Source organism: Alcanivorax sp. HI0083 (assembly GCF_001635175.1).
On the sequence record NZ_LWFX01001175.1, the window covers coordinates 1 to 12,118 of the forward strand.

12 protein-coding genes are annotated in these 12,118 nt (G+C 60.7%); 8 read left to right on the forward strand and 4 right to left on the reverse strand.

Annotated elements, in window-relative coordinates:
* The first annotated feature begins 172 nt into the window (after window positions 1-172).
* Both A3754_RS16800 and A3754_RS16805 read left to right on the forward strand, forming a co-directional pair.
* A complete protein-coding gene (locus A3754_RS16800; protein ID WP_063520618.1) occupies window positions 173-880 on the forward strand; it encodes an HAD family hydrolase in 708 nt (235 codons plus the stop codon).
* Between the two features lie 18 nt (window positions 881-898).
* Window positions 899-1,213, forward strand: a complete 315-nt coding sequence (locus A3754_RS16805) for a YqcC family protein (protein WP_082872270.1) — start codon at window positions 899-901, stop codon at window positions 1,211-1,213.
* A gap of 375 nt (window positions 1,214-1,588) precedes the next feature.
* Here A3754_RS16805 and A3754_RS16810 read toward each other — a convergent pair whose 3' ends face one another.
* Both A3754_RS16810 and hemP read right to left on the reverse strand, forming a co-directional pair.
* On the reverse strand, window positions 1,589-2,569 hold the full coding sequence (locus A3754_RS16810; RefSeq protein WP_063520620.1) for a hypothetical protein: 981 nt from the start codon (window positions 2,567-2,569) through the stop codon (window positions 1,589-1,591).
* Between the two features lie 382 nt (window positions 2,570-2,951).
* Window positions 2,952-3,128, reverse strand: coding sequence for a hemin uptake protein HemP (gene hemP / locus A3754_RS16815; protein WP_007149677.1), 177 nt, complete (start codon window positions 3,126-3,128; stop codon window positions 2,952-2,954).
* A 257-nt stretch (window positions 3,129-3,385) separates the two neighbouring features.
* Here hemP and A3754_RS16820 point away from each other — a divergent pair, with 257 nt between their 5' ends.
* The 3 genes from A3754_RS16820 to A3754_RS16830 all read left to right on the forward strand — a co-directional run bounded on the left by A3754_RS16820 (window position 3,386) and on the right by A3754_RS16830 (window position 5,238).
* Window positions 3,386-3,904 (forward strand): DUF6231 family protein, encoded by a 519-nt coding sequence (locus tag A3754_RS16820; protein WP_063520621.1) that lies wholly within the window; start codon window positions 3,386-3,388, stop codon window positions 3,902-3,904.
* A gap of 79 nt (window positions 3,905-3,983) precedes the next feature.
* Window positions 3,984-4,676, forward strand: coding sequence for a hypothetical protein (locus A3754_RS16825; protein ID WP_063518559.1), 693 nt, complete (start codon window positions 3,984-3,986; stop codon window positions 4,674-4,676).
* Between the two features lie 139 nt (window positions 4,677-4,815).
* Window positions 4,816-5,238 (forward strand): OsmC family protein, encoded by a 423-nt coding sequence (locus tag A3754_RS16830; protein ID WP_231880427.1) that lies wholly within the window; start codon window positions 4,816-4,818, stop codon window positions 5,236-5,238.
* A 120-nt stretch (window positions 5,239-5,358) separates the two neighbouring features.
* Here the strand turns inward: A3754_RS16830 and A3754_RS16835 are convergent, their stop codons facing one another.
* Window positions 5,359-6,276 (reverse strand): alpha/beta fold hydrolase, encoded by a 918-nt coding sequence (locus A3754_RS16835; protein ID WP_063520622.1) that lies wholly within the window; start codon window positions 6,274-6,276, stop codon window positions 5,359-5,361.
* A 139-nt stretch (window positions 6,277-6,415) separates the two neighbouring features.
* The gene (locus A3754_RS16840) at window positions 6,416-7,036 is read right to left on the reverse strand and encodes a TetR/AcrR family transcriptional regulator (RefSeq protein WP_063520623.1); all 621 of its coding nucleotides are present in this window, start codon (window positions 7,034-7,036) and stop codon (window positions 6,416-6,418) included.
* A 206-nt stretch (window positions 7,037-7,242) separates the two neighbouring features.
* Between A3754_RS16840 and fadI the strand changes: the two genes are divergently transcribed.
* The 3 genes from fadI to A3754_RS16855 all read left to right on the forward strand — a co-directional run bounded on the left by fadI (window position 7,243) and on the right by A3754_RS16855 (window position 11,886).
* Window positions 7,243-8,544: an acetyl-CoA C-acyltransferase FadI gene (gene fadI / locus A3754_RS16845; RefSeq protein ID WP_063520624.1), complete on the forward strand. Its 1,302-nt coding sequence runs from the start codon at window positions 7,243-7,245 to the stop codon at window positions 8,542-8,544.
* Window positions 8,545-8,584: 40 nt separating this feature from the next.
* Window positions 8,585-10,879 (forward strand): acyl-CoA dehydrogenase, encoded by a 2,295-nt coding sequence (locus tag A3754_RS16850; protein WP_063520625.1) that lies wholly within the window; start codon window positions 8,585-8,587, stop codon window positions 10,877-10,879.
* Between the two features lie 113 nt (window positions 10,880-10,992).
* Window positions 10,993-11,886 (forward strand): alpha/beta hydrolase, encoded by an 894-nt coding sequence (locus tag A3754_RS16855; protein WP_063520626.1) that lies wholly within the window; start codon window positions 10,993-10,995, stop codon window positions 11,884-11,886.
* Window positions 11,887-12,118 lie beyond the last annotated feature (232 nt).

Genomic DNA, 12,118 nt, shown 5'->3' on the forward strand with positions numbered 1-12,118 from the left:
CTGGACTTCCAGCATCTGGCCCAGGTCTACGATGGCGCCCACCCAAGGGCCCAGCGCCGCAAGGACGAAGACGAGTAATCCTTGGCGCCTGACGCAGGACGCCCAATGCCCAATGCCCGACGCGAATAAAGCGGTGTGCTGCCATTAACGGTTTTACGATAAACTACCGTCCATGAGCACACTCAAGCTGATTACCTTCGATCTGGATAACACGCTGTGGCCCGTGGATGAAGTGATCCGCAAGGCCGAGAAAGCCTGTAGTGACTGGATCGCTGAGCGCCATCCGGATGCCGCCCGCGCCCTCGACGCGGAGCGGGTCCGCATGGTGCGTACCGCCCTGCTCAAGGAAAATCCCGGTTACCTGGACAACCTGACTGCCCTGCGCCAGGACGCCATGACCCGCGCCTTCATGGACGCCGGGTTCAGCAACGCGGAAGCCCGCAAGATCGCCCTGGACGCTTTTGCGGTCTTTCATCAGGCCCGCAACCAGGTATCGTTTTTTCCCGGTGCCCGCGACGTGCTGGAAACCCTGGCAGACAGCTACCAGCTGGGCGCGCTCACCAACGGCAACGCCGACCTGCGCCAGATTGGCATCGCCGAACTATTCGCGTTCCATCACTCGGCGGAAACCATCGGCAAGCGCAAACCCGCCCCGGACATGTTCCATGCCGCCCTGCAATCCGCCGGGGTTCAGGCCCACCAGGCCGTCCACGTGGGCGACCACCCGCTGGAAGATGTGCACGCTGCCCGCGAACACGGCATGCATGCCGTCTGGGCCAACCTTATCGATCTGCCCTGGCCGGTTGAACTGGACCGCCCCCATCACCATATCCACAATCTGCATGAGCTACCGGATCTGGTGCCGCTCTTCGATGACTGACTGCGGATGATTTCCCCCATGAGCCAACGCACCCAACTCGCCTCGCTGCTCAATGAATTGCAAACGGAACTGGACCAGCAAGGTCTGTGGGCTCCACAACCGCCTGCGCCATCCGCCTTCAATAGCAGCACGCCGTTTTTTGCGGACACCATGAATTTCAGCGAATGGCTACAGTGGGTTTTCATCGCCCGCTTCCGGGCCATTCTGGAAGCGGACCACCCCCTGCCCGGGCAGTGCGATATAGCCCCCATGGCAGAGGAAGCCCTGAAAGGCATGGAGCAGGAAACCGGCCAGATCATCCAGCTGCTGAAACAGTTCGACGATCACTTTTAGGCTCATCGTCTATTTGAACCGGGCCCTTTTGCCGTTTTTCATTTCGGCAATTACCGCGAAGAAGGTGATGAACGGGTCGTGGAACTGGTGCACTTTGACGATTTCTCGGTGACCGACGCCCTGGGCAATATTTTACCCACCACCAGGATGACGCCGGTGAACCCGGGCAATTGCGCCTGAATCTGCACACCGGGCAACACCAGTATCGCCCCCAGCCCTGCCTGGCCGGCTGTGAATTCCCGCAGTTCGATCACCGCTACAGCGGCCGGCCCAGCCGTTACCTTTCCCTACCATATTCCCCATGGCTTTCATTGGGGCCGGGGTAAGCCGGCAACGGCTCGCGTTCCAGGGCAACATTCTACGGAGACACCAGCGTCAGCGAATGATGCTGTCGCGCAATAGCGCTCGCCACAGGCTTTCCTCGTCACCGGCGGACAGAGTCCACAACCACTGACCCCGGTTATCCAACGCTTCCAGGGCGGTAACCACCTGCCCATCGCCGGGCTTGCGCAGCCGCCACAGGCTGTCCATCTTTGCCATGTCCAGCGACACCAAAGCGCCGTTATGGGCCAGATGGCAATGGCTTCCCTGCCAGCGAGGCGACGACCAGGGCGCGGTCATGCACAGGCGCACCCCCTGATTGCCCACACACAGGGTCGTTACCGTGTCCCGCACAGCCGCTTCTGCCAACACCGCCGGCAATGTTTCCACCCGCACCTGGCAGGCAAAGCTGTCGCGCACTGAGCGGTACAAGACGTCGCGCTGTTGAGCACAGCGCTGCAATAATCCGGCAAATTCTTCGTCGTCCGTGCTGCTCGCCCAGTCACGCTCCAACTGGCTGAGCGAACCGAGCTCACCCGCCACCCCGCGCGGCAACACCGACGGCAGGTTGAGGGTTTGCTGATCCGGGTGAAGCATGGCGCACACCAGTTCCTCGAACGCCAACCCGCCACTGTCCGGCGCCACCGCCATCTGCTGTAGCGGCTGCCCATGACGGTCAAAAAAGACCAGGCTGCGAGCCGGCAAGGCGCCGGTGGGTTCCAGCACCGCCAACACCGAATGCCACTGCCCGACCTGCAAGCTCTGACGCAACCGGCAACGCTCCCCTACGGACTCCAGCCACCATTCACCGGGTGCCCCGGATTCGCCGTCCTGAAGGGTCGGGTAATGCATGTTCTGGGAAATGCGCGACCCACTGGAGAAGGTGGTTACCACCAGTGAACCCAAGCGGTACAACGCCTTGAGAATTGCCAGCGGTTCATCCTGCAACCGCAGCACGCGGTCACCGAGCGCAGCACCACACTGCCTCAACAGCGGGGATGTGACCGGGGTCGCGGGCCATGTCATGACAGACATACTGCCTCCAAAAAATAGCGCAGCAGACAACATGCTTCAGCCACAACGCGCTGACAGGGTCATGACTATTGCCGCTTGCCGCCGCGCCGACAGGGCGGCCTCGGCTGGCAGACAACATAATGACAACAGATCCTGCGCGTTGGGCAGACGGCATGCTGCATGCCGAAGAGCCTTAAATTAGGTGTGGAAAGCTGGCTGCGGCTGGCGATCCACGTCAGGGAGAACGGTCAAGAGACGCTGCTTGCATCACACTCCACGCAACAACACGCAGAAAGCACTTTTGATTTTCAAGATCCGAACCCCGCGTAAAAGCGTGAGCGCGGGGCAAGGCGTTTAAAAACCGACAATCAGCGAATCGCGTTGTGGCGTGAAGCGTGTTGCGTCACTTGGTAAGGATCAACTTGTTGTTGGATGTACGGCGCAGCTGGTAACGCTCGCCGGCATGCTCGATCCACAACTTGCCCTGGTGATTAAGCAGCAAACCGCTGGCCACACTGCTTTCCGCATTGATGGCGACCTGACGGGTGGTAGTGGCAACGTTTTTCTTTACCTGAGACATGCTGACCTCCTTTTCCTATATGAGAATCATTATCATTATTGATTAGACAGTCGTCAATGCCTGTTTCTTATTTTCTGATGAAGATCTCATTTCAGTGGCCCAGCCCTATGGCGCACCAGTCAAACTCTCCCGGCACCCTGCCCAAAACACACCCCCAGCAGACCACCCGGGAAGCCATAACGGCGATGCATCAAAAACTGCAAAACGCTACCCAACCCCCTATCGAAAGCCACCCACAATGGCGTTAGACTGAGATCATGAATATTGCGACGGCACACTCCATGACCGAATCCCCGCAGGAACGTCTGGCCGCTATTCTCGATAGCCACCAGCCCACCTCCATTCTCACTGTCAGCCTCAACCCCATCCCCGTCGTTGCCCAGTGGTGCAAAGACCACAACTGCACGCTGGTGGAAATCCAGGAACAGAACCCGTTCCCCTCCCTGGATGACATCAACCGGGTGGATATCGCTATCGTGGCGGATCAGCTGGAATACATGCCCCAGCATGATGGCGAGGCACTGTTGGGATTGCTCCGCAACCTGCACACCGACTCCATGGTGGCCGTGTACCAACCCACCCTGGCACCGCAGAAATTGCGCTGGCCGGCTAACGGGTTTCTGGCACTGGGCTGTCGCGAACAGGGGCATTTTGCTGAAGACGGTCGTGAACTGAACATCTACAGCTACGACCTGGATAACTACAATTTCGAACGCAAATGGAATAACCCGCGCTTCTGGGCCAACCCGGAAAACTGGGGGAAATACTGGTGGTAACCTTGGCATGGCGCTGCGTTCTGGCAATGGACGCAGCGCTGTCGTATGGTTGCGCCGTCAACTGAATTGATGGCCCACCATGATCGGACACCGTTTTCGCGAAATTTTCATTTTCTGGTGGCGGCACCTTGGCCCGCTGTTTCTGGTCACCGCCCCCTTTGCCCTGATCACTGAAGCCACCCAGTGGATCTTCGGCCCGTCGTTCGTGCTACCAGAAACCGAAGGGGCCGCCCTGCAATTCAGCGGCATCAGCCTGGCCATTATTTTACTGGTGCGCCCACTGGCGGAAGGTGCGCTGTATGTGCAACTGTCCGCCAGCAGCAACGGCAAACCCCGCGGCCTGCTGGCCTGTATCGCCCCGGCACTACTGGTTTACCCACCCTTGCTGCTCACCTATGCGCTGATGGCCATTGGTGTGTCTTTAGGCTGGATGGCCCTGTTTTTCCCGGCGGTGTGGGTCTACACTCGCCTGTGTTTCGCCCCTCTGCTGGTGATACTCAAGCAGCAAAATCCTGTCGACGCCCTGCGCCATTCTTTCCAGATGACCCAGGCCCAGCAATGGCCGCTGTTACTGGTGCTGGTGCTGGTATTTCTCGCGTACCTGATGATGAGCAGCCTGGTGGCCAGTGCCATTCTTGGCGTGGTCAGCCATGCCGCCGCGGCCTCGTTACTGGCGGCCCTGCCCGTTTCACTGCTCAGCGCGCTGGTCAATATTGCTGTGTTCCGCTACTGGTCGCTGAGCCAACAAGGCGATTCGACCAACCCAGGCTGACCGTTACCGACCGCGACCTGACCCCTGAACAGGTACATTCGCTCCAAGTCGTCATGGCAAGAGCGGATTTTGATGGCATACTCATCAGACAGACTGCCTGACAGCCACCTGACGACGACGCATCAACCGGGGAAATTTCGTGCCACAACACACCATGCATCTTAGCTGGGCCGCCCACGGCGACCGGGAACATTACCTCTGGCATCTTCCAGACGGCAATGAAGTGCGCGTGGTCGATGGCCACCACGGTCATCAGGAATTCATGGAACCGGAAGAAGCCTTCCTGGCCGCCCTGGCCAGCTGTCACTTACTCTCGTTCCTCACCGAAGCGGCCCGCGAAGGGCTGTCGGTGGCCAGTTACGATGATGATCCACAGGGCGTACTGGGGCAGAACGATCAGGCAAAGATTTATATGCAGACCATGGTCCTGCAACCGTTGGTCACCTTTAACGGTGAACAACCGGACATCACCACCATTCAGGCCCTGCACCAGCGTGCCCACGAGAAATGCTTTATCGCCCAGTCAGTGAGAAGTGAGGTGCGGATCGAACCGCGACAGTAGACCGGCAGTCGGTCACTGAGCACAAAAAAGGCCACGCTCAGTCCCTGAACGCGGCCTTTTTTCTTTCCCAATCAACACCCGCTCCCGCGAGCCATTCAGTGTTTATTAGCAACAGTGCATTCAGGCCACCGCCGTCTGCACCACCGAATTGGCCCGCCCGACGGTTTCGGCAATCAGCTCACCGATGCGATCAATAACCGATGGCGGGAAGTCGTGCCCCATGCCGGGAATGATGGCCAGCTTGGCGCCACGAATATGCCGGGCCGAGGCTTTACCGCCGGCGGGACGGATCAGTGGATCGGCGCCACCGTGAATAACGGTGGTCGGGCACTGGATCTGTTTCAGGGTTTTGGTCAGCGACCCGGTGGCCATGATGGCCAGGAACTGGTTGCGGATACCGCGCGGGTTAATACCCCGCGCCCAGGAGGCCCGATACATGGCGGCCAGCTCTTCCTTGCCCTGAGGCAAGGTGCCCCCCAGCTTGGCCATCATCTCCAGGCCAAAGGCCACGAACTGCTCTTCGGTTTCCACTTTCACCCGCGGCGCCACCAGGGTTTTCAGCGCCGCCGGTTTCGGCGGTGGCAACAGCGGGCTGTTGTTACTGGACATAATCGAGGTGAGTGACAACACCCGCTCCGGGTGCGTGCCCGCCATCAACTGGCTGATCATCCCGCCCATGGAGGCGCCAACAAAATGCGCCCGTTCGATATTCAGGGCATCCAGCAGCCCCACCGTATCGGCCACCATGTCGTGCAAGGTGTAGGCGCTCTCCACCGACAGCCCCACCATGCTGCGCAGAATCGCAGACAGCGGCCCCTGTTTGATGGGCTTGCGAATCCGGGTGGACTTGCCCACATCCCGGTTATCAAAACGGATAACCCGATAACCTTTCGCGGCCAGGGAATCCAGCAACGAATCCGGCCAGAACACCATCTGCGCCGACAGCCCCATGACGAACACGATGGGCTCCCCGTTTTCCGGGCCACGACTTTCATAAAAAAGCTCGATTCCGTTACTGGCGACCGTGCCTGACTGCATATGCGTACCCTTTGTGCTGGCTTGTTCTTGTGGTGCAGTGCCGTGATGGAGCCACTGCCAATGGATCAACATAGAAAAGGGCGGCACAAACCTCAAGCACCAGCACCGCAATGGCGCGGCGATTGGCCTGTTCGGCCGATCAAACGGTCATTGCCCGCCACAACATATCAAACAGCACCCCGTGCTGGTCCGCCATTCGCCCGGGACGCCCCCGCAACAAATGCATCTGGGAAACGCGCAACAGCACCCCATAGAAAAAATCCAGCAGAATCGGGCTCGCTACCTGGTCATTGAGAATGCCGGCCTCCTGCCCTTCATGCAGCACGCTGAGAAACAGCTCGGTCAACCGTTGCTGCCCCGGGGTGGTGTCACTGCCCCAGCGGCCCGGGTAGACCGAGTTGATCATCATGCGGCCCATCTGCGGGTTGCGGTCGAAGAAATCCAGCACCACCCAGAACACCTTGCTGAGCCGGTCGCGGAACGTATCAATACCGGCAAGATGGTCCAGCATCCGCTCGGCCAGCTGTTCCAGGCCGTGATGCAAACAGGCGCTCAGCAGCGCCTCCTTGCTGCCCTGCGCGTCATCCCCGTAGTAGCGATAAAGCGTTTGCAGGCTGCAGCGGGCGGCCCGGGCGATTTGTTGCAAGGTCACATGGTGGAATTCCGAATCGGCGAAGACCTGCACCGCCGCCCACTCGATCCGCTCCCGCACCGCCGGATCCTGCCGGGACATCGGCACTGCTTCGGTCGTTTTCTGCATAGCTAAAACTCACTTCACTGATCCACACAGGCTCGCATGCACGATGCGCAGCTGTAACTTATCTTACACCCGTGTCGGACAGTGTCTCCCCGGCAATTGACTCACTCACCGCAGCCTTCTAGGCTCGGGCCACGTTACCACCAATCAATGTCACATTAAGTGTAATAATGATTACACTGTGACCGGCACCCTGCAAGGAGTCTGCAATGCCTGTTCGCAAAATGAAGTTGGCCGGCCGGGGCGGCCGCGTCGCCATCGTCGATGGCCTGCGCACCCCCTTTGCCCGCATCGCCACCCACTACCGGGACCTCAATGCCATCGACCTGGGCGCCATGGCCGTCAAGGAACTGATGGCCCGCAACAACCTGAGCCAGCATGAAATCGAGCAGCTGGTATTCGGGATGACGGTGATGATTCCCGAGGCCCCCTTCATTGCCCGCGAAATCGCCCTGGCGCTGGGCATGGACACAGTGGATGCCTATTCCATTACCCGCGCCTGCGCCACCAGTTTCCAGACTGCCGCCAGCGTGGCCGACAACATCGTTGCCGGCTACACCGACATGGCCATTGCCGGTGGCACCGACTCTACCAGCAGTGCCCGCGTGCCGCTGTCATCGGAACTGAGCGCGGTACTGCGCGACGTGAGCTTTGCCAAAACACTGAAAGATCGCATCAAGTTGCTCAGCCAGCTCAAGGCCCGCGACCTGCTGCCCCAGGCGCCGTCCATCACCGAATATTCGGTGGGCGAAACCATGGGGGAAAGCACCGAGAAAATGGTGAAGAAGTGGGGCGTCAGCCGTCAGGAGCAGGATGATCTGGCCCATGCGTCGCACAGCAACGCGGCCCGCGCCTGGGCCGAAGGCCGCCTGGACCGCCAGGTCATGACCGCCCACCTGCCCAACGGCAACACTCTGAAAGACGACAACCTGGTGCGCAAACACTCCGAGCGCGAGGGCTACAGCAAACTCAACCCGGTGTTCGACCGGGAGACCGGCTCCGTGACCGCCGGCAACAGCAGCCCGCTCACCGATGGCGCCGGCGCCCTGCTGATGATGAGCGAAAAGAAAGCCGCCGCCCTGGGCTACACCCCGCTGGGCTATATCCGCTCCTACGCCTTCGCGGCCCGCACCCCACAGGACGACCTGTTAATGGGCCCGGTACTGGCCGCCCCCGCCGCCATGGCCCGGGCCGGGCTGGCGCTCAGTGACCTGACACTGGTGGATATGCACGAAGCCTTTGCCGGCCAGGTGACCTGCAACCTGCGCGGCCTGGCTGATGACGATTACGTGCGCAGCCAGACCGGGCTCGCCGCCCTTGGCGAAGTCGACCGCAGCAAGCTCAACGTGAACGGCGGCTCCATTGCCTATGGCCACCCCTTCGGCGCCACCGGCGCCCGGGTGATCAGCCAGGCGCTGCACGAGTTGCAACACCGCGGCGGCGGGCTGGCCCTGACCACCGCCTGCGCCGCCGGTGGCATCGGTGCCGCCATGGTGCTGGAAACCGAATAACCCGCTTAATCAATGCAATCACATACAGGATGACGGCAACATGTTTAACCTACTGATGAACTGGATGCGGGATAACAAGATCCTGCCACAAATTTCCGACACCGAACGCCAGGCCCTGGAAGCCGGTGACGTCTGGATCGACGGCCAATTCTTCGGCGGCAAGGTGGATTTCGAAAGCATCCTCGCCGAAAACTACGATCAGCTTTCCGAACACGAACAGGCCTATATCGATGGCCCAGTGGAAGAACTGCTGAAAAGGGCCGATGCCTATACGCTGTCGCGCACCCGCAAACTGCCAGATGAACTGTTCACCTTCATGGCCGAGAACGGTTTCTTCGGCATGCAGATCGCCAAGGAATACGGCGGCAACCCCATGTCCACCCAGGCCAAGTCCTGCATCATGGCCAAGGTCAGCTCCCACTCCGGCCTGCTCAGCGCCATGGTAGTGATTCCCAACTCACTGGGTGCGGCGGAGCTGCTCGGCCACTACGGCACCGATGAACAGAAGCAGTATTACCTGCCGAAACTGGCCAACGGCGAGTTCATTCCCTGCTTCGGCTTGACCGAACCCACCGCCGGCTCCGACGCCGCCTCCATCAAGGCGGAAGGCGAAGTGTTCAAAGACAGCGACGGCGAGATCAAATTCAAGCTCAACTTCCGCAAGCGCTACATCACCCTGGCGCCGGTCTCCAACCTGATCTCCCTGGCAGTACGCCTGCACGATCCGGAGAACCTGCTGGGCAAAGGTGAGGATGCCGGCATCACTGTGGTGCTGCTGGAAAAAGGCCTCGACGGCCTGCACATCGGCGACCATCACCAACCCATTGGCGAGCACTTCCCCAACGGCCCCATCGTCGGCCGCGATGTAATCGTGCCCGCCAGCAACGTGCTGGGCGGCGTGGAATACACCGGCATGGGCTGGAAGATGCTGATGGAAGCCCTGGCCGGCGGACGCATGGTGTCCCTGCCCGCCACCGGCATCTGCGGCATTCGCCACGGCGCCATGATCGCCGGCGCCTATTCCATGGTGCGCCAGCAATTCGGCATCCCGGTGGGGCGCATGGAAGGGGTGGAGCACAAAATCGGCAAGGCCGCGGGCATGACCTATGCCTTTGATGCCGCCCGCGTGTTTGGTTGTTCCGCCGTGGATAAAGGCATCCAGCCGCCAGTGACCTCCGCCATCATGAAGGCCTACTCCACCGAAATGGGCCGCGACACCGGCACCGATGCCATGGACGTGACCGCGGGTTACGGCGTCATGCAAGGCCCCAACAACACCATGGGTCGCCTCTATAATTCCGCCCCGGTGAGCGTCACCGTGGAAGGCGCCAACATCATGACCCGCACCCTGATGATCTTTGGTCAGGGCGCCACCCGCTGCCACCCCTACGCCTACAACGTGGTGCAGGCGGTGGAAGACAATGATGTGAGCGCCTTCCGCAAAAACCTGACCGGCTGGATGATCCAGTTCTTGCTGGGCTTCGTGATGAGCCTGGTGCGCGGCGTAACCCGCGGTTTCTTCACCGTGAAAGTGCCCAACGTGGCGCCGAAAACCAAAAGCATCTACCGCCGCCTGGGCTGGGCCGCCACCCGCTTCGGCCTGCTCACCAACCTGGCCATGTTCTTCGTGGGCGGCAAACTCAAGGCACGCGGCAACCTCACCGGTCGCTACGCCGATGTGGTGGCCTGGTTGTACATCACCACCTCTGCCCTGCGCCGCTATGAAGCAGAAGGCCGCAAGGCGGAAGACCTGGCGCTGGTGCAATACGCCGGTGAATACGGCCTGACCCAGATCCAGCAGGCCTTCGAAGGCATCTACGAGAACTTTGGCGGCCCGGTAGGCGTAATCCTGAAAACCGTGGGCCGTATCGGCCTGGGCATCAACCCGCTGGCCAAGCTGCCCAACGACCAGCTCAGCCACCAGGCCGCACTGGCCCTGCAAAGCTATGGCGACCAGTACAAGCGTCTGGTCGGCGGCAACTACATGCCGGAAGAAAGCGACGAGGGGCTCGGCCGCCTGCTCAAGGCCTTCCGCCTGACCACCGAAGCCGAACCGGTGCGCGCCAAGATCCGTGCCGCACAGAAAGCCCGCAAACTGGGTAAAGGCAAAGTGGAAGCCATGGCGTCCCAGGCCGCTGAACAGGGCGTGATTTCCGATGCGGAACTGGCCACCCTGAATGCTGCCACCGAGGCTTGCCTGCTGGCCATCGAAGTGGACGTATTCACCAAGGACGAGTACTACGGCGCCGGTGGCATCCCCGCCATGAGCGCCACCGGCGATGGCGGCCTGCAGCAGCCGTCACCCGCGGAGCTGGCCAAAGCGTCCGGCGAGTAACCGCACTGCCCTTAACGCTCACGGGCCAGCCCGACTGGCCCGATCAACCCTGCCCACACGCCGCCTGACCGATTATGGTTGGGTGGCACAACAACAAAACAACGGACAGCCCTATGAGCCTCCAGGCCCGCCTTATCAAAGCCGTGACCCGGCGCACCATCAAGCGCTCCGGCCTTAACGAACAGCAACTGGTACGCCACCTTCGCAAGGTCTTCAACGACACGCCCGTGCTGACACTGCTGCCTCGTGGCGTGATACTCAGCCGCGTGGAGCAGGACGGGTTTACCGGGGACCGCATCAGCGTAAAGCAACCCTCAATGACGGTGCTGTACCTGCACGGCGGCGCCTACATCGGTGGCATCACCAAGACCTACCACAACCTGGCCGGGCGGCTGGCCAAAAAGCTGCAAGCGGATGTCTACTTGCCGGTGTACCCCTTCGCACCGGAACACCCTTACCCCGCCGCCGTGAACCGGGTAATGGAAGCCTACGAATATCTGTTAAGCCTGGGCAAACACCCCCAGGACATTGTCATTGCCGGCGACTCCGCCGGGGGCGGACTGACCCTGGCCACCCTGCTGCACATCCGCGACAAGGGGCTGGAACAACCCCGTTGCGCAGTAACCTTTTCACCCGCCAGCAACGCCTTTCCTGACGACACCATCCTGGATGCGCTGGACCCCAGCGATGCCATGTTGTCTGCCGATATCATTCGCACCGTGATCGATATCTATCTCCCCAACCCGGATGACCGCAGCCACCCTTACGCGTCCCCCTGCCTGGGCGACTACACCGGTATCTGTCCGCTACTCATTACCGCCAGCACCGATGAAGTGCTATACGCCGACGGCAAACGGGTACGCCGCGCAGCCGAACAAGCCGGTGTAAAAGTGGAATGGATAGAGCGCCCCGGCGTGTTCCATGTATGGCCCATCATGGTGCCGTTCCTGCCGGAAGCGAACAAAGACCTGAAACGGGTTGTCGCCTTTATTAGGGCCTGTAGTTAGCGTGAAAACACCGGTTGTGCCGGATTGATCGCAAGGGTGCCCGAAACACCGCCGTTGCTGGATGCCGAACGCCCGAAGCCGGACGTTAAACCGACGCCAGTTATTTTCGTCTGGCATCCGGCATTGGGCATCCGGCGTTGACCGCAGGGCATTGAGCGTTTCTGCCATTGCCGGCCCAAACCCGACATTCTTTACTGGGGTTCACCCAAAGGAAGCGGCATGAGCGAATTAC

Bases quoted from the DNA above. Each gene is read 5' to 3' on its own strand.
- A3754_RS16800 (WP_063520618.1), top strand. From the start codon at position 173: ATGAGCACACTCAAGCTGATTACCTTCGATCTGGATAACACGCTGTGG.
- A3754_RS16850 (WP_063520625.1), top strand. From the start codon at position 8,585: ATGTTTAACCTACTGATGAACTGGATGCGGGATAACAAGATCCTGCCA.
- hemP (WP_007149677.1), bottom strand. From the start codon at position 3,128: ATGTCTCAGGTAAAGAAAAACGTTGCCACTACCACCCGTCAGGTCGCC.
- A3754_RS16810 (WP_063520620.1), bottom strand. From the start codon at position 2,569: ATGTCTGTCATGACATGGCCCGCGACCCCGGTCACATCCCCGCTGTTG.
- fadI (WP_063520624.1), top strand. From the start codon at position 7,243: ATGCCTGTTCGCAAAATGAAGTTGGCCGGCCGGGGCGGCCGCGTCGCC.
- A3754_RS16835 (WP_063520622.1), bottom strand. From the start codon at position 6,276: ATGCAGTCAGGCACGGTCGCCAGTAACGGAATCGAGCTTTTTTATGAA.
- A3754_RS16825 (WP_063518559.1), top strand. From the start codon at position 3,984: ATGATCGGACACCGTTTTCGCGAAATTTTCATTTTCTGGTGGCGGCAC.
- A3754_RS16855 (WP_063520626.1), top strand. From the start codon at position 10,993: ATGAGCCTCCAGGCCCGCCTTATCAAAGCCGTGACCCGGCGCACCATC.
- A3754_RS16820 (WP_063520621.1), top strand. From the start codon at position 3,386: ATGAATATTGCGACGGCACACTCCATGACCGAATCCCCGCAGGAACGT.
- A3754_RS16840 (WP_063520623.1), bottom strand. From the start codon at position 7,036: ATGCAGAAAACGACCGAAGCAGTGCCGATGTCCCGGCAGGATCCGGCG.
- A3754_RS16805 (WP_082872270.1), top strand. From the start codon at position 899: ATGAGCCAACGCACCCAACTCGCCTCGCTGCTCAATGAATTGCAAACG.